The organism is Gloeocapsa sp. PCC 7428, from assembly GCF_000317555.1.
Lineage (GTDB): Bacteria > Cyanobacteriota > Cyanobacteriia > Cyanobacteriales > Chroococcidiopsidaceae > Chroogloeocystis.
The window spans coordinates 5,249,057-5,267,846 of sequence record NC_019745.1; the positions used below are offsets into that span (position 1 = coordinate 5,249,057).

At 42.2% G+C, this 18,790-nt stretch carries 16 protein-coding genes; 9 read left to right on the plus strand and 7 right to left on the minus strand.

Annotation, left to right across the window (positions count from 1 at the left end; all coding sequences use genetic code 11):
- The first annotated feature begins 134 nt into the window (after positions 1–134).
- Positions 135–1,826, plus strand: coding sequence for a DUF262 domain-containing protein (locus tag GLO7428_RS23075; RefSeq protein ID WP_015191003.1), 1,692 nt, complete (start codon positions 135–137; stop codon positions 1,824–1,826).
- Between the two features lie 77 nt (positions 1,827–1,903).
- Here the strand turns inward: GLO7428_RS23075 and GLO7428_RS23080 are convergent, their stop codons facing one another.
- Complete coding sequence (locus tag GLO7428_RS23080) at positions 1,904–2,752, minus strand: FAD-binding domain-containing protein (RefSeq protein ID WP_015191004.1); 849 nt, start codon at positions 2,750–2,752, stop codon at positions 1,904–1,906.
- A gap of 126 nt (positions 2,753–2,878) precedes the next feature.
- On the opposite strand from GLO7428_RS23080, the gene GLO7428_RS23085 reads away from it, so the two are divergent.
- Both GLO7428_RS23085 and GLO7428_RS23090 read left to right on the plus strand, forming a co-directional pair.
- Entirely contained in the window at positions 2,879–3,508 is a 630-nt protein-coding gene (locus GLO7428_RS23085; protein ID WP_015191005.1) for a hypothetical protein, read from the plus strand.
- 5 nt (positions 3,509–3,513) lie between these two features.
- Positions 3,514–4,680 carry a cysteine desulfurase family protein gene (locus tag GLO7428_RS23090; RefSeq protein ID WP_015191006.1) on the plus strand — a complete coding sequence of 389 codons (1,167 nt, stop codon included), beginning with the start codon at positions 3,514–3,516 and terminating at the stop codon, positions 4,678–4,680.
- A 32-nt stretch (positions 4,681–4,712) separates the two neighbouring features.
- On the opposite strand, the gene GLO7428_RS23095 is transcribed toward GLO7428_RS23090, so the two are convergent.
- The 3 genes from GLO7428_RS23095 to GLO7428_RS23105 all read right to left on the minus strand — a co-directional run bounded on the left by GLO7428_RS23095 (position 4,713) and on the right by GLO7428_RS23105 (position 9,882).
- Positions 4,713–5,726 (minus strand): NAD(P)/FAD-dependent oxidoreductase, encoded by a 1,014-nt coding sequence (locus GLO7428_RS23095; RefSeq protein WP_015191007.1) that lies wholly within the window; start codon positions 5,724–5,726, stop codon positions 4,713–4,715.
- Positions 5,727–5,826: 100 nt separating this feature from the next.
- Positions 5,827–8,097 (minus strand): hypothetical protein, encoded by a 2,271-nt coding sequence (locus GLO7428_RS23100; RefSeq protein WP_015191008.1) that lies wholly within the window; start codon positions 8,095–8,097, stop codon positions 5,827–5,829.
- 189 nt (positions 8,098–8,286) lie between these two features.
- On the minus strand, positions 8,287–9,882 hold the full coding sequence (locus GLO7428_RS23105; protein WP_015191009.1) for a heme peroxidase family protein: 1,596 nt from the start codon (positions 9,880–9,882) through the stop codon (positions 8,287–8,289).
- A 716-nt stretch (positions 9,883–10,598) separates the two neighbouring features.
- On the opposite strand from GLO7428_RS23105, the gene rpiA reads away from it, so the two are divergent.
- The 3 genes from rpiA (at position 10,599) to GLO7428_RS23120 (ending at position 13,616) form a co-directional block, all read left to right on the plus strand.
- Entirely contained in the window at positions 10,599–11,309 is a 711-nt protein-coding gene (gene rpiA, locus GLO7428_RS23110) for a ribose-5-phosphate isomerase RpiA (protein ID WP_015191010.1), read from the plus strand.
- 72 nt (positions 11,310–11,381) lie between these two features.
- A complete protein-coding gene (locus tag GLO7428_RS23115; RefSeq protein WP_041919483.1) occupies positions 11,382–12,563 on the plus strand; it encodes an aldo/keto reductase in 1,182 nt (393 codons plus the stop codon).
- Between the two features lie 306 nt (positions 12,564–12,869).
- Positions 12,870–13,616, plus strand: coding sequence for a superoxide dismutase (locus tag GLO7428_RS23120; RefSeq protein ID WP_015191012.1), 747 nt, complete (start codon positions 12,870–12,872; stop codon positions 13,614–13,616).
- A gap of 89 nt (positions 13,617–13,705) precedes the next feature.
- Here the strand turns inward: GLO7428_RS23120 and rsmG are convergent, their stop codons facing one another.
- Positions 13,706–14,383: a 16S rRNA (guanine(527)-N(7))-methyltransferase RsmG gene (gene rsmG, locus GLO7428_RS23125; RefSeq protein WP_041919484.1), complete on the minus strand. Its 678-nt coding sequence runs from the start codon at positions 14,381–14,383 to the stop codon at positions 13,706–13,708.
- Positions 14,384–14,411: 28 nt separating this feature from the next.
- Entirely contained in the window at positions 14,412–15,134 is a 723-nt protein-coding gene (locus GLO7428_RS23130) for an ABC transporter ATP-binding protein (protein ID WP_015191014.1), read from the minus strand.
- Between the two features lie 275 nt (positions 15,135–15,409).
- On the opposite strand from GLO7428_RS23130, the gene GLO7428_RS23135 reads away from it, so the two are divergent.
- The 3 genes from GLO7428_RS23135 (at position 15,410) to GLO7428_RS23145 (ending at position 17,380) form a co-directional block, all read left to right on the plus strand.
- On the plus strand, positions 15,410–16,330 hold the full coding sequence (locus GLO7428_RS23135; protein WP_015191015.1) for a Sll0314/Alr1548 family TPR repeat-containing protein: 921 nt from the start codon (positions 15,410–15,412) through the stop codon (positions 16,328–16,330).
- A 155-nt stretch (positions 16,331–16,485) separates the two neighbouring features.
- A complete protein-coding gene (locus GLO7428_RS23140; protein ID WP_015191016.1) occupies positions 16,486–16,947 on the plus strand; it encodes a DUF3531 family protein in 462 nt (153 codons plus the stop codon).
- 4 nt (positions 16,948–16,951) lie between these two features.
- A complete protein-coding gene (locus tag GLO7428_RS23145; RefSeq protein ID WP_015191017.1) occupies positions 16,952–17,380 on the plus strand; it encodes an NUDIX hydrolase in 429 nt (142 codons plus the stop codon).
- Positions 17,381–17,752: 372 nt separating this feature from the next.
- Here the strand turns inward: GLO7428_RS23145 and GLO7428_RS23150 are convergent, their stop codons facing one another.
- The gene (locus GLO7428_RS23150; RefSeq protein ID WP_015191018.1) at positions 17,753–18,769 is read right to left on the minus strand and encodes a ribose-phosphate pyrophosphokinase; all 1,017 of its coding nucleotides are present in this window, start codon (positions 18,767–18,769) and stop codon (positions 17,753–17,755) included.
- Positions 18,770–18,790: the final 21 nt, after the last annotated feature.

The following is an 18,790-nucleotide window of genomic DNA, read 5'->3' on the forward strand; positions in this document are numbered from 1 at the left end:
AGATACCGAGGCTCGCGAAAATAAGAAGAGTATAGCTCATCAGCTTTTTTAGTACAAATCCATCTGGAGTTAGGCTTTATTTTTCTACCAGGCTCATTATTCTTGAATAGAATAATCTGTAATGTTGAGTCAGAATGAAAGCTTCCGAAACAACACTCCGTAACTTACTAGAAGGTACTAAACAATTTCAAATTCCACTTTTTCAGCGATCGTACTCTTGGAAAAAGGAAAACTGGGAAATACTGTGGGAAGACTTAATGAGTCTCTACAGAGAAGAAATCAAAGGCTATTATTTTCTAGGCCCAATAGTAACTCAAGCTGTACCTGGTACCGCAGACGGAATTTCACCATTTGTTGTCATCGATGGACAACAACGCTTAACAACACTAACAATTATTCTAGCAGTTTTGCGAAACTATCTCAAAAAAACTGACAAAGTTATAGCAAACGAAGTTCAGGAGTTGTATTTAATTAACAAATTTAAGAAGGATAATGATATTTATAAGGTATTGCCGACACAAAGCGATCGCGAAGTTTATCAAAGCATTATTACAGCAAAAACAGTTAAAGATATAAATAAAGTAGGATTAATCTATGAAGCTTATAATTTTTTTGAAGCAAAGTTTAAAAAACCAGGGCTTGAGGACGGTAACATACTAGATCTCAACAAATTCAAAGCGATTCTTCTAGAACAAATTTTATTGGTTAATATTACCTCTGATGAGGACGATAACCCTTATCTTATTTTTGAAAGCCTCAATAACAAAGGAGAAGAATTAAGTCAAATAGACCTGGTGCGAAATTATATTTTTATGAAAATACCTGCTCACGAACAAGAAGTGGTATATAAAAATCTTTGGTTGCCCTTACAATCAAAATTCAAGCATTATACAGGAGATGACTTTGCCAATGAATTAACAAATGCCTTTTGGTTTTACCTGCGTAAAGATGGTAATGCGATTAGTCAAAAGGAAGTCTACAAAGCAATAAAACAAAAATTTGATTCATCTCAAGCAACTGTCATAAGTCAACTCGAAGAAATCATTCAGTTTGCTAATTATTACTTACGCCTCAACTTTGAAAATGAAGAGCCCAATGATAGCTTAAAGCGATGGTTCAAACGACTCAAAAGGCTAGATTTTACTACTTGTCACATATTCTTACTCAACGTATATCGAGATTATGAAGAAGGAAAAATATCGCTAGCAGAGTTTGAGCAAATTATAAGATATTTAGAGTCCTATTTTGTCCGGCGTTGGCTAACAGGAATCTCTACTAGAGCGCTGGGTACAGTTTTCAATGATTTATATAATGATGTGAAAGAAAAAGAACCCAACAATTTAGTTGAAGGCTTACGTCAAACTCTCAGAAGCTTTAAAACTACTAAAATTTTTCCAGAAGATGCAAAATTTCGTGAAGCACTTATTCAAAACACTTTATACAGTAAAACTTCTGGACTAAATGATAGAGTTAAGCTACTACTAGAAAGTATTGAAGCCACGTTAACTAAAGAACAAGTCAATTTTGAAAATTTGAATTTAGAGCATATTATGCCTCAAACTTTAAATAAGCAATGGCAAGCAGATTTAGGTGCTAACTACAGTAAAATTCATAAAGAATGGATACATAATTTAGGTAATTTAACACTAACAGGTTATAATTCTGAACTCTCTAATAAAAGTTTTGCTGAAAAGCGATCGCTCTTGACTGCTAGCAACGTGACCTTAAACCAGTATTTCAAAAACATCAGCGCTTGGAACGAAGAAGAAATTAAAAAGCGTGCTGAACATTTAGCTGATATAGCCCTAAAAATTTGGGTTCGATAAGTTCATTAACATAGCAATTATGCACTTCTCTTCACTAGCCACTAGTCACTCATTACGAATCACTCTTTCACTTCCTCCTAACTCCTAACTCGTCGCCCCTTTTTCCCCCGTTGCCAACTTTGACTACCACGGTTGTTACTAAACTCTCCTTTAGGAAACAACCGTTGCTCTAACTCTTCATAACTGCCTTCAAAGTCACAACTACCATATAAAGGACATTGACGACAATACACTCCTTCGGTGTAGCGTTCTAAATTCTCGCGATTGAAATAATACGGCTTATGACTAAAAGTACTTGCAACCCACTGCCATGACATATTATTACTCGCTGGATCGCCGTCTAAAAGATGTTCTAAAAACCACTTTGCGCCAGTTTGCCAACGCACACGCCGCCAATGCACAATGTATGCTGCTAGCCACATCCGCATATGATTATGTAAATAGCCAATTTCCCTTAAATCGCGGCTAAAGCTATCGATGCACACCCGTTTACTCGTTCCATGCGCAATATCTTCGGGTAATTCTTGTTGATATTCTTCTACTTTGTAGCCAGTTTTATAAGGTTCTTGATCTTCCCAAATACCATTACCTAACTTGACATACAATCGCTGCCAATAATCACGCCAACCTAGTTCATTAATGAGTTTTGTTGCTTCATCTTGATGTTTCACTTTTTGCAAAACATAGTCTCGAATTTCAGCTAAACTGAGAACTCCATAACGAATATATGGTGAAAGCTTTGTCACTGCACCTGTTAAAAAATTTCGCGATTTAGTATACTGGGCTGCATCGACTTTTTCTAATGCTGTTTCTGCGGCTTTTCGTCCTCCCACAATTTGAGAAATATGATTGTCACGTGCTGCTTCTGGGAATTGTTCGCGTAAGTAGGCAACTAACTCATCACGGCTAGCGAATTCACGCTGCATATTTTTGCTCATTTCAACTATGTCTTCTATAATTTAAATATCAATACTTAGTTAATTTTCAGATGTACATAACATACTCTTTAAAAGATAACACAACTTAAGATAATATTTTTTCTTGTCAAGAAAATGATTCAAGTTATTCAATCTCGTAATATTGGCATTGCTTACTTAGAGGAAAAGTTTGGTCTTCAACTCTCTAATGAAGAACAATTCTTTGCAGAATGCTTATTAGAACACTATGTAGAACCTAATGAGCAAGAAAAATGCTATCTAAATAGAGTAAAATCAAACTACTTAAATCTGGCTAAACAACGTCCGATTTCTGAAGAATTGGTAAAAATGGTAGTGTTATCACCATTACTTGATTTGGCAGGTTTTTATCGTCCTCCTTTTTATGTAGAAACTGAAGAATCTATAGAAATCAGACAAGAAGATGAAGGAGAAGTTGTAAAAGGTAAAATTGATGTCTTAGTTTTAAAGCAACAGTTTTGGTTACTTGTTATTGAATCAAAGAGTACTGTATTTTCTTTGTATATAGCAATATCGCAAGCTCTAGCTTATATGCTAAGCAGCCCATATCCAGAAAATCCGGTATTCGGATTAGTTACAAACGGTAGTGAATTTATATTTCTCAAGCTTCTTAAACAAGACATTCTTCAGTATGCACTATCTGAGCAGTTGACGCTGCTTAAGCGTGAAAATGAGTTATATAAAGTTCTCGGTATATTGAAAAATATAAGACAAGTATTAAGTTAGGAAATATGGTTCATCGCCCGATTTATTTAGATAACCATGCAACTACGCCTGTAGATGAGCGTGTGTTAGTCGCAATGTTACCATACTTTACAGAACGCTTTGGCAATCCATCGAGCACAAGTCATCTTTATGGTTGGGAAGCAGAGGCGGCGGTTAAACAAGCACGGAATATTTTAGCAGAGGCGATCGCTGCAACACCCGAAGAAATTATCTTTACTAGCGGGGCGACAGAGGCGAATAATTTAGCGATTAAAGGAGTTGCTGAAGCTTACTTTCAAAAAGGGCGGCATATTATTACGGTACAAACCGAACATAATGCAGTGCTTGACCCGTGTGAGTATTTGCGATCGCTTGGTTTTGAAATCACATTGTTACCAGTACAAAACGACGGATTAATCGATTTAACTGAATTAGAAACAGCATTTCGCCCTGATACGGTATTAGTTTCTGTGATGACGGCAAATAATGAAATTGGCGTGTTGCAGCCTTTGGCAGAAATTGGGCAAATGTGCCGCGATCGCAATGTTCTATTTCACACTGATGCTGCGCAAGCAATTGGTAAAATTCCGCTAGATGTGCAGGCGATGAAAATTGATTTATTATCAATGACTGCACACAAGGTTTATGGCCCTAAAGGTATTGGCGCATTATACGTACGGCGGCGCAATCCTAGAGTCCAACTTGCGCCACAGTTACACGGTGGGGGACACGAACGCGGAATGCGATCGGGAACCTTGTATCCACCGCAGATTGTTGGATTCGCGAAGGCGGTAGAAATTGCCTTAGCCGAACAAGCAACGGAAACACAGCGCTTGACAATGTTAAGGGATAAGTTGTGGCAAAAGTTGAGTCAAGTTCCTGGAATTCACCTAAATGGGCATCCTACGCAAAGATTACCAGGAAATTTGAATATCTCGGTTGAGGGTGTGGATGGTGCAGCGCTGTTACTCGGATTGCAGCCTGTGATGGCGGTTTCTTCAGGTGCGGCGTGTTCTTCGGCAAAAATTGCACCTTCGCACGTTTTGATGGCGTTGGGACATTCTGAAACCTTAGCTTATGCGTCGGTTCGGTTTGGAATTGGACGATTTAATACCGAGGAGGAAATTGAGCGCGTGGGAGAATATGCGATCGCAACGATTGCGAGTTTGCGTCAGCAGGCGATGATGGTGTAACGAACCACAGAGACGCAAAGGACACAAAGGATTTAGAGCCATTGAGGGGGGGTTGGTAGGGTGGCGTAGAGTTGTTTGAGTTTTTTGATGTCGTGGTGGAACCAGGTTTGTAGCCAGTGATTGTAGGCTTGAGTGACGATGTTTTCGGGTTGTGTGTGGTTGAGAATTTGGGTAATCATGTGTCCTGCCATCATACCGGACATAATGGCTTTGAGGACACCGTGGGAAGCGGCTGGATCGAGTACGGATGCTGCATCGCCAACGAGGAAGTAACCTTTACCTGCTGGCTGTTCGACGATGCGCCAGGTGACGTCGGCGGCGTTGGTTTTAATGAGTTGCAGTTGGGCTTCTGGGGGAATCCAGTGTTTATCGATGGGTTGGTTGAAGGATAGTCGCGTCCATTGATACAGTTGAGGGCGTACTTGGGCTGTCCATGTCCAACCTTGATTATCTGCGGCGATCGCGGGTGAAGATTGGGAAACTCCTGTAGCGTAACCGTAGCGGGCAATTAAACGCGGGCTATAGTACGTAATTGGTAATTTTAATTGACGCGCTAGCCAGTGGTGACTACCAGTTGCATCAACAACAAAGGTTGCATATAAAGCGCCCAGCGATGTTTTTACACCTACAACTCGATTGGCACGTAGAAGTAGTGCTTTAGCACCGCAGGGTTGTCGTACTTTAACTCCTAACTTTTTAGCATGGTTGAGTAAAGCAGCATCAAAATCAGCACGCCATATCTGAAAACCACGCCATACCTCTGCATCATCTTGACCAAAGCGGACAAATTGCGATCGCGCCCATTGCACCCAAATTCCTGGATGACGTAGTAAGTCAGGAGTTAATGTTTGTTCAGCAACGCCGAGTTGTTGTAGTAAAGGTTCAATTCCTGGGTGCAGTGTTTCTCCAGGGCGATCGCGCGGAAATTGTTCGCGTTCAACAATTGTGACATCAAGTCCAGCTTGAGCGCATTGTATCGCGGTTGCTGTGCCTGCGGGTCCCGCACCGAGAATGAGTACATCAATTGTTTCTTCAGATCGGTTCATTGAAAATCATGCATGAATCGTAGATGTCCTCTGCACACTTTTTATTAAAAGTTTTAGCAATCAGTCCACAAAGGTGGACTTCGTTTGTCTAGCAGTGAATTTATTCGCTAAGCATTGATACACATCGAAATTCACCGTCGTCTTGTTGCCAACACAAAGTATCTTGCGTTATTTGACACGTGAAACGATTTCGCACGCGCAGACGTTTGCGGCGGACATCGTTGGTAATTTGTTCGCTTCCTTGAACTGTGGCAAATACGTATAAATAGCCGGAACCTTGCAATGTCGATCGGGCGCGATCGCTTCTTTGTGTCCAATCGGCAATTTTTTCCGCAGCGACGAGTAACAATTGAGTCGTACTGACTGTATCATTTGGCGGTAACTCGCGAATGCAAAAGCGTAAGGCTTCCATACGTCGAATGAGTTCTGCACTGTCTACCTGCGCAAGTTCTGATACGCGGATTTGCCCTGCAAGCGTATTAGAAATATAATCAGAGCGGTCTTTATTCGCAAAATTGACAAACAATCCATCAAAGTCTTCAAAAAATGGACCATACTCGCCATCCCATCCTTTTTGTGCGGTGACTTCTCCAGCTTTCACGCGGGGATGCTGTGGATGATAACCAAGTTCGCTATCGAGTAAAGGTAATGCTGTCGGTACAGAAAGAATCGCGAAAGTCCGTGCAGCATCAGGCGCTACCGCAGGCCAAAATGAATTTAGCGCCGCACAAAGTTTAGCATCTTCAGGAAAAGGACTACCCAAGCCATAAGCTGCGTAGAAGTTTCCTCGGCGATCTTGTCCTAAAGAAACATCCCAGCCAGGGGCAAAAACATTAGAAGCTGCATCAGGAAGAAAACTAACTAAGCTATCAGGTTGAAAGAGTTCGGGTAAATCAGTAGTACGAGGTGCGCTACCAACAATTGCAGCGATCGCCGTTTCGTCGCGTTGAAAGGCTTTCGTCTCACTATCTGGTAAAGGTAAATCTGGATTTGGCGGTTGTCTTCCTTCGGATAAGGGCGATGGTCCTCCTTGATTAAAGTGATCGCGTAAAGTTGGTAAAAAGTTATCTACCCACCGTTCAATTGCAATTTGATCTGCAAGCGGAAAGAAATCTGGTGCAGTGACTAAAGAATACGCTGGACGTACAGCCAGATTTCTCGATAAACCATTCACGTTGACACTAATGCAACCATCACACGAATTATCGCTAAAGTGTGCGGCTTCATACCCTCCTTGGGCAAGAAATTGTAAAAATTCGTCTTCTGAGGCAATTTCTTTATTCAAATCAACTAATTTTTGCTCGCCTGTCGCACTTGTTTCTACCAAATGTCGCATATTGACGTATTCCGGTGCTTCTCGCCCTCGACCATTTGCGGCAATTTGGTAAGATGTCCAAAATCGATTGTTGAAGTTTTCTGGTGGTACCTGAAATCGAACAATTTCATCACGATTGCTTACAGAATTTCGCTGTGTTGAGGTATAAACTAACTGTGGCGTTGGCTGCGGTACGAGTAAAACTGAGGCGTTGACAGATTGTAATTCTACCAAGTCACGCGAACTATGCGAATCGCGGACAAATGGCGCTTGATTAATATCAAATCCATCTAAAACAGGAATTCCACCATGCGTATGTACGCGCTGTAGTTTCTCATTGCGATGATATTCGAGAAACTCTAGGGTGATATTGACATCGCGCAAGCATTCATCACCAGGAAATAATTTATGTATAGGAAACAGAAATTGCTGTGTGCGATCGCCTGATTGTTCTTCTAAAATGGCATCCTCAGCACTCAAAAGACGTTCTTCCGCCAGAAAAGCTGCATAACGTGCAGGCATTACCGCAAGGCGATGGTCTTCAGATTCTACCCAAAAACTACGTCGAAAGGCACTATAATTTGCCGCAGTTGTCCCCACCCGCGCAACTCCAGTACGCGAAAATGCCATATCTGCATGAATTCTATGCGGACTCCGTGCAGCAATACGATACTGATACGCAAAGACTGCAATAACTGCGTTAGGAAAATCGGCTAGACGACGATTCGTGAGACTATAGATGTAGTTTTCGATCGCATCCAACTCTGCCAAAGTCGGATAAGTTTCAGAGTTATTACCTGTAGGATGCACCGCTGAACTTGCCAAAGCGTGATATAACAAACTGCGTGCAGGGCTTCCTGGTTCGATACCGCGAATTCCATCGGATGCAAAGTCGGTAAATCCTGCAAGAGTGCGATCAATTGAGGGTAATTCTTTTGCAAGTTCTTGCTGTAAGTCAGTTGCAGTAATATCTAAACCATGTTGTAAAAGTAAGTCTCGCCATCCTTGAGACGCTAGGCGATCGCAAACTTGTTTTACTTCATCAATTAAAGCCATACTGTTTCTCCAATCTGCTGTCTTAAACGCTCATTTCTTGCTTTACAGAAGTTCTTTTTTTGTACAGTTTTTAGCAATGCTGCCAAATTTTGGATATTACTCATAATGATGAGACATTGCATTTGTTGAAGAAAGAGCAGGGTCAAGAGGGAATTTACCCTACTCTTTGCTCTAATGTTGAGCGCTTAATTAATCACCGATCGGATTAATATCTCCAACAAATCTGAATAAGTCAGCCATCGTAAATGTTCCTTGCTGCTGTGCAGGAAGCGTTGGTTTCCAGTCAGGTTTTCTAACTAAGAAAGAACTACTATCTTTTTGAAGTAATCCTACAAAAACTTCAGCAATAATCCGGCTACCAACTTGCCCTAAATGTTCGCCTTTACCTTGAATTTCTGCTTCTTTAAGAATGTAGTACCATAATGGAGATTCAATATCAAAACCATGTTCTCTGGCGACTTCTCCATCTTTCCCTGTTGCAATCTCAGCAGGTGTTAAGGGATCAAATCCCATGAATTTGGCAACACTTTGACCAGGTGGTAAACCTACTTTTAATCCGCGTAGTAAGTTTCTGACTGCTAAAGATTTCGGTTCGGGAACGTTAGGTAAATCTTTTAAAGGGTCAACAAGTAAAGGATCTAATTTGCGGCTTAAACCAGCTGGTACATTTGGGTCAATTTCAAAAAACCTGCGCCAATCAATTACCCAGTTTGTCGGAAGTGTGGGATTAAGCCCTGGTGCAGTATCGCTTGTTCCTGATTTAGCAGTAAATTCAAAGAGAAGTTGTAGCGTCGCACTTGCAAGTTTGCTATCTGTTTCTAGAAAAGTGAAAACGCGGTTGTAGTCATACGCTGCGCGTACCATGCTATGTCCAAGACGATAAGCAGCAACAGAAAACTCTAGCGGAATAAACGCATCGCCTGTAGGTTTGTAAAAAGATGGTCCTTGCTTGAGGACAAGATCGAGTTGTTCGTTGTCGAGAATGCGTTTAAGAAAATCGTGGAGAACAATCCACTGATAATGCCATATAACGAGATCTCTAGCTTCTTCAAATGCAGACTTACGAATTGGGGACTCTTGTTGAATTGTGCCATCTTTAATTCCTTGCACCACCTTATTATGAAATTTAAGGAATGCAAGATGTAATTGCGAAACAATCAGATTTTCATCATTACGAGGATCGCCGAGTAGCCCTAGCATACTCGGTGCGCGGGGAATATCATTCGGTAGTACGCCTAGTTGTTCGCCTTGTCTTCCTGTCGGGCTTTCAGTCGTTTGTCCAATCAAGAAAAACTCTGGTCTTCCGAGTTCATAAAGATATGGTTGCACCTCAGGACCTGCACCGTAAAGACTATCGAGGTCAAGCATTGGGGTGCGGAAGTTTCTTAACGCTAGAGGATCGTTGAGCGTTTCTTGCAGCGAAGTGATATCAAAAGTAATGTCGTGATCGATGAATTGACCTAAATAAGTGTAGCCAGCAGGAACAGTTTTGTTGTCGTTTGCAGGATCATTTTCGCTTGGATCGTCTGGAAATTGAGGATCGCTCATTGCATTTCCTAAAGCTTCCAAACTCTTTTTAAACTCTTCTAAGCTTTTATTAACGGGCGTTAGGGGACGTAGTTCAGGAAATAATCTGCCAAACTTACCTGTGGGAACAAATTGTCCAATCGGTTGATTATCTTCTTTGCGCGGACTGAATCCGTGCATTCTCCCGACTCGTTCTCCCGCAGGTTTACGCGGAGTAAAGCCTTGAATTTTGTTTTGATTTTTTTGCTGTGTATTCATAATTTTTGACTTCTATAGTTATGTTAAGATCGCCCAGGAAAACTCAATCTATGATGCTAAATACAGTGCGTTACTATGATTTGCCGAGTAAATTCTGAGTTAAGTTTTCTGTATATAGATAGAGATGAGATAATTGCGATCGCACTTTGTTGAAATTACTTCAGTGGTGACTTCATCACGCTTCACTTTGAGTCTGAGATTGTTATAGCAGTTAGTCGGACGACTAAACTGTAAGTGTATTAATTCCTACTCTTTACAATTCTGGTTTTTCGGAATTTTCACGGAAATCTATGTAAATATTTTTTAAGCGTCAAATATTATTTGACATTATACAAACTACCCTTTTTGTAAACAATATTGTTTGACAAACGTGGCTAAACGTAGAAACCGCTGGTGATGTAGGTGATTAATTACTTTAGTAGTTCAGAATAAATAATGAGCAGCACTTGCAAGCTTCACTGGACTTTAGTAAGTAATATGAGCAATGAATGCTAGAAATTGAGTTGTATGCGTATATGTCATAACGTAACCGCGATCGCACCAGTACAGTTCAAATGTACTATGTCTTAATGCTTGCTACGCGGCTAGTGGATTTTCTGAATTTTGTAAGTAAAAAATATTGCTTCACGTATCGTTTTTTCAAAAAATCATGTTTAGAAACGCGCAGCTGCCACGTAAGATGGACAATAGCTGATGTTACTTGAGGAGTTTTGCGAATGACCGCAGGCGTAGATCCCGTGAAATTGATGAAGCAGGAAGTTGGTAAAGCTGCTGCCGATCGCGTACAATCTGGGACAATCGTTGGATTAGGAACGGGGTCAACGACAGCGTACACAATTCAATTTTTAGGCGATCGCCTCAAGTCTGGTGAACTCAAAGACATTGTTGGGATTCCCACCTCTTTTCAAGCCGAAGTTCTCGCAAAACAGTACGGTATTCCATTAACAACACTCGATGCAGTTGACCACATTGATATTGCGATCGATGGTGCGGATGAAGTCGATCCGCAAAAGAATCTCATCAAAGGTGGCGGTGCGGCGCATACCCGCGAAAAAATTGTTGATTACCTCGCCGATCAATTTATTGTTGTCGTCGATAGCTCCAAAATTGTAGATCGCTTAGGTTCTAGCTTTGCAGTTCCTGTTGAAGTGATTCCGATGGCAATTTCTCCCGTTATGCGGGCGATTGAGAAACTCGGCGGTAAACCAGAATTGCGTATGGGCGTGAAAAAAGCAGGACCTGTGATCACCGATCAAGGCAACATGGTGGTAGATGTAAAATTTGATCGGATTGACGACCCAGCCAATCTCGAAAAAACGCTCAACAACATCCCTGGCGTCTTAGAAAACGGCATTTTCGTCGGCGTAACCGATTTAGTCCTCATTGGTGAAGTGCAAGACGGTAAGCCAGTAGTGAAGGAAATGTAACAATAAATAGGTAATGAGTAATGAGTAATAGCTAATTATTACTCGCCCCTCGCTCCTCGCTCCTAGTTAATGATGCAATACAGACGATTTGGGCGTACGCAAATCCAAATGCCAGTGTTTTCCTGCGGTGGAATGCGCTATCAATTTAAATGGCAAGATGTCCCAGCATCGCAAATTCCGAGGAATAATCAGAAAAACCTCGAAGCAACAATCTGTAGAGCCATAGAAGTTGGTATAAATCATATTGAAACTGCTCGTGGTTATGGCACTTCAGAGTATCAGCTAGGGCGAATTCTACCTAGTCTTCCCCGCGAGGAACTGATCGTCCAAACTAAAATTAATCCGAGTGACAACACGCGCGAATTTCAGCAAAAGTTTGAGCAGTCACTCAAAAATCTGCGGTTAGATTACGTCGATCTACTCGCAATTCACGGTATTAACGATGCTGAATCATTGCAGCAAAGCGTGCGCCCTGGCGGTTGTGTAGAAGTTGTGCAAAAGTTACAAGCCCAAGGAAAAGTCCGGTTTCTCGGCTTTTCTACCCACGGACCTACAGACATTATTGTACAGGCGATTGCAACCGATTTATTCGACTACGTTAACCTGCACTGGTACTATATCAATCAAAACAACTGGGCGGCGATCGCAGCTGCTACGCGTCATGACATGGGCGTGTTTATCATTAGTCCGTCGGATAAAGGTGGAAAGCTTTATCAACCACCACAAAAACTTGTAGACTTGTGCAATCCTTTAAGTCCTATTGTGTTCAATAATCTCTTTTGCTTGAGTCATTCGCAAGTACACACATTAAGTGTCGGTGCTGCACGTCCGCAAGACTTTGACGAACACTTAAAAACTTTAGCACTTCTCGATCGCTCAGATGACGTTTTACCACCGATTTTGGCACGTTTAGAGCAAGCGGCGATCGCATCATTAGGCGAAAGTTGGGCAAAAACTTGGCACGTCGGTTTACCCAAACACAGCGAAACGCCAGGCGATGTGAATATTCCGGTGATTTTGTGGTTAAGAAATTTAGCGATCGCCTACGATATGGTTGACTATGCAAAAATGCGCTACAACCTCTTAGGTAGCGGTGGTAGCTGGTTTCCTGGTGCAAATGCTGCCAACATCAACCAACTCGATTTACAATATTGTCTCAGAAATAGTCCTCACGCCGAAAAAATTCCTGCTATCCTGCAAGAAGCGCATCAATTATTAGGCGATGCTGCAATTCAACGCTTATCCAAGCAATAAAAATCAATCTTTTTTTTGAGCAACTCAATTATTTCTTGTAAGGCTGACAATGCCTGTCTCAATAATTTCTGAAACTATCATTCTGCAACTTTTTATATTCCAGGTTGCGGCAAACTGTTATCTAAATAAGCATTATTACTACAAACATTTCTACTGAAAATTGTCAATCTATAAATCATCATTGTTTTTTACTTTTCCATACCAATTCCTAGTAAAGAATATTATCAATTTTATATACGGTATAACCAGTTACTGCGAAAATAAAAAACAAACAAATTTTGATTAATTGAGTAGCATTTATTGCTTATGACTCTTAATCGACGGAATTTATTATTTCTTTTAGGGGCAAGTGCTGGTGCAGTTGCAATTGATACATTGCGTCCGCATGGATTGTTGCAAACCGCCTTAGCAGCGGAATCTCCTAGTGGTAGTGGCAGTTTCGAGTTACCACCGCTGCCCTACGCATACAATGCACTCGAACCACACATTGATGCTGCAACGATGCGTTTTCACCACGATCGCCACCATGCAACATACGTCAAAAACTTGAACGCGGCGCTAGAAAAGCATCCTCAACTCAAGGGTAGAAGCGCAGAACAACTCTTAAGCAATCTTAACAGCGTTCCAGAAGATATCCGCACCAGTGTACGCAACAATGGTGGCGGTCACGTTAATCACTCGATGTTTTGGCGAATTATGAGTCCTGACGGTGGCGGCGAACCAACAGGACAAATCGCGACAGTGATTAACCAAAATTTTGGTAGCTTTGCAGAATTTAAAAAACAATTCAATTCGGCTGGCGAAGGGCGCTTCGGTAGTGGTTGGGCGTGGTTAGTTCGCACGCGCGATGGTAATTATCAAATTACCAGTACCGCCAATCAAGATAGTCCCTTTATGGAGGGTAATTACCCGATTATGGGCAACGACGTGTGGGAACACGCCTATTACCTCAAATACCAAAACCGCCGTGCAGAATATCTCAACGCCTGGTGGAACGTTGTTAATTGGAACGAGATTAATCAACGATTAGCCCAAGCAACAAAAACAGCGTAACGAATATATGAAGGGGTTTGGCAGTGCCAAACCCCAACGCCAAACCACAACGCCAAACCACAACGCCAAACCCCAACGCCAAACCACAATCAGGAAATTTTCCGTAAATATACGCAGTGCCGAACGCTCTGACTTAAAGGCGTCACAAACTCTTCAATCTTCTCGATGACACCCCTCAAGGGCTTAACCCTAGTTTGTAAAGCTTCAGTTTCATCGGTTGTCCACTGACCGCGATAGAGGATTGCTAAGCCATTCGGCTTCAAAAATGGCAAGGTATACTCAGCACAGAGATGCGGCGAACCAACAGCACGAATCAGCGCGACATCGTAGCTTTGATGATGCTGCGGAAGTTGGTTAATACTTTCAGCCCTACCCACCAACGTAGTTGCGTTTGAAATGTCAAGTTCTGCTACTAGGCTATCGACGAAATTCATTTTTTTGCGCGTCGAGTCGAGGAGAGTGACGTGCGATCGCTCGCAAACAATCGCAATAGGAATCCCTGGAAAACCTGCGCCTGTACCAACATCAATCATTTTCATCGTTGTCTGTGGCGTAGAGAGATACGCTGCAATTCCGCGCAATGAATCCCACAAATGCTTCTCCCAAAACTCTAAAGGCGCAGTGATGCGGGTTAAATTCAGCTGACGATTTCCCGCCAAAATCAATTCATAAAGGCGTTGAAACTTCGCTTGTTGCGCTTGTGTAGGTTGCCAATTCATTTGCTGCCAGATATCTAACATTTGCGGCAGCATTGGTGATGTTTCCATGCCTAGATTTCGTCGCTGTTCAATCACTCTAGCCTGCTTCTGAGGTTTCCTCAATCGTGTAAACTGAGGTTTTATCGACAGTCGCAAGTGTAGCTTTAGCTTTGACTGCGAGTAAAGCTGGATCTGGTACAGCTTCCAACACGCCATGATTTAGCGTCCAACAGCTATCCGCAATGCTTAATAAATCACTCGCATCGTGCGTGACGACAAGTAACGTCCAGTGCTGTTTTAGTTTTGCAAGTAAATTCACTAACTGTCGCCGCATTGACCAGTCTAAACCAGCAGTTGGCTCATCGAGTAGTAGTAAATGCGGTTGACGAATAAGTTGCACCGCCAAAGCTAAACGCCGTTGCTGTCCGCCACTTAGCGCATGAGGTGCAGCTTGTAAAGATAAATGTTCTAACCCAACTTCTTGTAAAGCTTGGCGCACTCTTTCTGTACCTAATTCCGGATGTCCTAAGCGCAATTCCTCCAAAATCGTACCACCGCAAAAATGACGTTCAGGAAATTGAAAAACTAAGCCACCTAGTTGTTGTAGATAATCAGCACTAAGTTCTTGATCGCGCCACGCAATTTCACCTGATGTTGCTTCGACAAGTCCAGATAAAATTTCTAGTAGGGTACTTTTTCCCGAACCACTCGGACCAATAATCAGTCCCAAGTTTTGAGGTGCTAGTTGCAGATCAATTGATTTAAGAATCGCTGTTTGGCTTGCGGGAGGGTGATAAACAAGATTTTTGAGGTAGAGCATCCGTTAAGATTACCAAAAAATTTAGACCAAGTTGAGTTATGAGCTATTCGCCTTTGGCTTTTAGCGTTGTGTTTATGCTAGTTCTTATCGACTCTGATTAAACTCTGCTTTTGTGGGGAACACTAACAATGGTTTAAAGTTCATGAGTTCTTGTGCTGTAATTGTCACAAACAGGACTGAATTCATTCTGGCATTGTTGCGTTGACTTTTTAGGGATAAGGAATTGATTAGGAGATAGTCTTACACCTAGCTGCACAATTGACTGGAGGTTGAAAATGCGCAAAAGATGGTTTTCTCAGGTACAACACACATTTGCTGCTTTGGCAAGTACAACTTTACTCACTCTTAGCTTGGGATTTAGCCCGACTTTAGCTCAAGATCCATTTCGTGCTACTAACCAGCGTCAAATTGGCGACAATACAGAAGCTGCTTTCAAAGCCATATTCGAGCAAGGTAACTATCAAGCAGCCGTCAATTATCTCAATCAAGCCGAGACAAGCGAACCGAATGAACCTTTAGCTTACGCAATGAAAGCTTCATTGGCGTATACTTTAAACGATGACATAAATGCGTTTGGTAATTATGGCAAGCGCACCTTAGAAACGGGAAGACAGCTAATCGCGCAAGACCCCCTACGTGGTAATTTGTATGCTGCTGTTGGTCACTTTTTACAAGGTGCAGCAGCTTTAGTACGCGAGGGAACAGTACGCGGTACACCGCAAGCGCTATCCGAGTTAAGACAAGTGTATGCGTATTTAGACAAAGCCGAAGCCGTTGCTCCCAACGATCCCGAACTAAATCTTCTGCGGGGCTATATGGATTTGATGTTAGCCGTTAATTTGCCATTTTCCAGCCCACAGCAAGCGATTGATAGACTTGTAAGATTTGCCGGACCTAGGTATTTAGCCGATCGCGGTTTAGCAATTGGCTATCGCGATTTAGATCAATATACCGAAGCGTTAACTTACGTCGATCGCGCTTTACAAGCGACTCCAAATAATCCTGAGTTGTACTATCTTAAAGCCCAAATTCTCGCCGAACAAGGCAAAAAGCAAAATAATCCGTCCGCATTGAAAGCCGCTGTAGAAAACTTTGACCGCGCGATCGCCAAAAAAGACCAACTTCCATCAAGTTTAGTTAAGCAAATTGAACGCGAACGTAGTAGAACGGTTCAACGCGTTAGCGGTGCTAGTTAATCACGCGTTTCTGATGTTGATAAGACAAGCCAGTAGCCAACCTAGCTACTTTAACTCTATTACCAATTACCAACTCAAAAATTTTCCAAATCTCATAATTGATTAAGATTGGTATAGACAAGTTGTCAACCTTCTTTAATTTTTACCCCAAAACGATGCAGGTACAGTTCCGCGAGTTCGATCCTTTTGATGTGTGGATTTGGCTAGAGTTTACTACCGTTCCATCTGAGATGGAGAAACGCTATGTCGAAGAAGTCTTCAACTCCTGGTTTTATCTCGGTAAACTCGGCGCATTCAACGCAGAAAATCTACAAGTGCAAGAGCAAGGACTCGATCTCAGCTATATGCATTATGACGAACAAACGGCTGATGAAAGCTTGATGGCACTGATGCACAATATGGGAGAATTTGAATATGAGGGAACATGGGGGCGTTGTTGGTTTGACTTAGGCACGAGTGATGCGATCGCGCTGGATATTCTCATCAATGCTTTAAAGCAACTTAGCCAGGAATACGTCAGTATTGCGACATTGTACATTGGCGGCGAAAATGAAGACTGGACAGTAGAAGATAGCGAGAGCCGTTCAAGCTTTATCTACGACGGTAGTAATAATTAACACAATGCACAAACCTGGTGAAATTCGCGTATTAGCTTTGGGATTAGTTAAGGATAGCGAACGCGTTTTTCTTTCTCAAGGCTACGACCCTGGTAAACAACAAATTTTTTATCGTGCGATGGGTGGTGGTGTTGATTTTGGAGAAACAAGCCGCGACGCCTTACAACGCGAATTCTACGAAGAAATTCAAGCGGAAATCACCAACATTCGCTATCTCGACTGCATCGAAAGTTTGTTTACCTACAACGATAAACCAGGACACGAAATTCTTTTCGTTTATCAGTGCGATTTTGTCGATTCCAAATTCTATCAAATCGATACGCTTGATTTTAAAGAAGGTAAACGGAAAAAAACCGCGCTTTGGGTAGAGTGCGATCGTTTTAAAACTGGAGAACTTAAGTTAGTTCCTGAAGTGTTTCTCAATTATTTATAACGACTGTTAACACATTTCACTAGAAGTGATTTAAGCGGTTGCAACTCAAAGCAATTAACATTGATGTTCATTCATGAGGGAAGGAACCAATGAATATAGCCGCAATAGTCGCAAACTAAACAGACAGCAGATTTATTAGCCCAATCTACACCAAAGAGGGTAGCGATCGCCGTGTTTAGCTGCGCTTCTCGACGCCAAAACAAATCATGTTTGCATACTACGCATTGAAGTCTACGTCCGTCTGCAACTGTGAAATGCTTTGGTATTGACATGGAACTGCGTTGCTACACAATATTATTGATATTATATTTGACATTCATCTTTTTTAAGAGAACACAAAATAGGGGCATTTCTTGCCCCTCAGACGTCTAACTAACGAAACATACTACTTACCGAACTATCTTCATGAACGCGCCAGATGGTTTCACCGATGAGATTTGCCACTGAAAGTACTGTGAGTTGCGCAAAACGATGATCTTCAGGAACAGGAATTGTATTAGTGACGATCACTTCTTCAAAAATCCCGCTCGATAATCGCTCGATTGCTGGTGGTGAAAATACAGCGTGCGTCGCACATGCATAAACTTGACGCGCTCCTTGTTCGCGCAATAACTTAGCACCCTCGGTAATCGTACCGCCAGTGTCGATCATGTCGTCTACAAGTACCGCAGTTTTGCCCTCAACATCACCAATGACGTTAAGAACTTCCGCGACATTGTGTGCTTGACGGCGTTTGTCGATAATTGCCAGCGGTGCGTCGTCTAACTTTTTCGCAAATGCTCTTGCTCTTGCAACACCTCCGACATCGGGTGAAACGACAACCAAGTCAGCAAGTTGCTTACTTGCTAAGTAGTTAATGAGAACTGGCGAACCATAAACGTGATCAAAGGGAATATCGAAGTAGCCTTGAATTTGCGCGGAATGTAAATCCATCGCTACAATGCGATTGGCTCCTGCTTGAGTAATCAAGTTAGCCACCAATTTAGCAGTAATCGATTCGCGCCCCGCTGTTTTGCGATCCGCCCTCGCGTAACCATAGTAGGGAATAACTGCTGTAATCTGCCGCGCCGAAGCCCGACGACAGGCATCGATCATAATCAGCAATTCCATCAAATTATCATTAACGGGATGGCAAGTCGGCTGAATGAGATAAACATCACAACCGCGAATGGATTCTTGAATTTGAATGTAAAGTTCGCCATCTGCGAAGCGCTTTCTAATCATCGGTCCCAATTCCATGCCCAAATAACGAGCGACTTCTTGGGAGAACGGTACATTAGCAGAGCCAGAAAATAAGCGCAGACGGTTATTATCAGCAACCGCAGTAGGAGCTGACTGAAGTGTCAAAGTTGCAGAACTGAGCACGGCAGACCCTCGGAGCACCTTCATTGAAATCTTATCATCACTGCT

What these genes read in the sequence shown, in the direction of transcription:
- GLO7428_RS23075 (WP_015191003.1), top strand. Translation starts at nt 135, where the DNA reads ATGAAAGCTTCCGAAACAACACTCCGTAACTTACTAGAAGGTACTAAA.
- GLO7428_RS23080 (WP_015191004.1), bottom strand. Translation starts at nt 2,752, where the DNA reads ATGCAGCGTGAATTCGCTAGCCGTGATGAGTTAGTTGCCTACTTACGC.
- GLO7428_RS23085 (WP_015191005.1), top strand. Translation starts at nt 2,879, where the DNA reads ATGATTCAAGTTATTCAATCTCGTAATATTGGCATTGCTTACTTAGAG.
- GLO7428_RS23090 (WP_015191006.1), top strand. Translation starts at nt 3,514, where the DNA reads ATGGTTCATCGCCCGATTTATTTAGATAACCATGCAACTACGCCTGTA.
- GLO7428_RS23095 (WP_015191007.1), bottom strand. Translation starts at nt 5,726, where the DNA reads ATGAACCGATCTGAAGAAACAATTGATGTACTCATTCTCGGTGCGGGA.
- GLO7428_RS23100 (WP_015191008.1), bottom strand. Translation starts at nt 8,097, where the DNA reads ATGGCTTTAATTGATGAAGTAAAACAAGTTTGCGATCGCCTAGCGTCT.
- GLO7428_RS23105 (WP_015191009.1), bottom strand. Translation starts at nt 9,882, where the DNA reads ATGAATACACAGCAAAAAAATCAAAACAAAATTCAAGGCTTTACTCCG.
- rpiA (WP_015191010.1), top strand. Translation starts at nt 10,599, where the DNA reads ATGACCGCAGGCGTAGATCCCGTGAAATTGATGAAGCAGGAAGTTGGT.
- GLO7428_RS23115 (WP_041919483.1), top strand. Translation starts at nt 11,382, where the DNA reads ATGCAATACAGACGATTTGGGCGTACGCAAATCCAAATGCCAGTGTTT.
- GLO7428_RS23120 (WP_015191012.1), top strand. Translation starts at nt 12,870, where the DNA reads ATGACTCTTAATCGACGGAATTTATTATTTCTTTTAGGGGCAAGTGCT.
- rsmG (WP_041919484.1), bottom strand. Translation starts at nt 14,383, where the DNA reads ATGGAAACATCACCAATGCTGCCGCAAATGTTAGATATCTGGCAGCAA.
- GLO7428_RS23130 (WP_015191014.1), bottom strand. Translation starts at nt 15,134, where the DNA reads ATGCTCTACCTCAAAAATCTTGTTTATCACCCTCCCGCAAGCCAAACA.
- GLO7428_RS23135 (WP_015191015.1), top strand. Translation starts at nt 15,410, where the DNA reads ATGCGCAAAAGATGGTTTTCTCAGGTACAACACACATTTGCTGCTTTG.
- GLO7428_RS23140 (WP_015191016.1), top strand. Translation starts at nt 16,486, where the DNA reads ATGCAGGTACAGTTCCGCGAGTTCGATCCTTTTGATGTGTGGATTTGG.
- GLO7428_RS23145 (WP_015191017.1), top strand. Translation starts at nt 16,952, where the DNA reads ATGCACAAACCTGGTGAAATTCGCGTATTAGCTTTGGGATTAGTTAAG.
- GLO7428_RS23150 (WP_015191018.1), bottom strand. Translation starts at nt 18,769, where the DNA reads ATGAAGGTGCTCCGAGGGTCTGCCGTGCTCAGTTCTGCAACTTTGACA.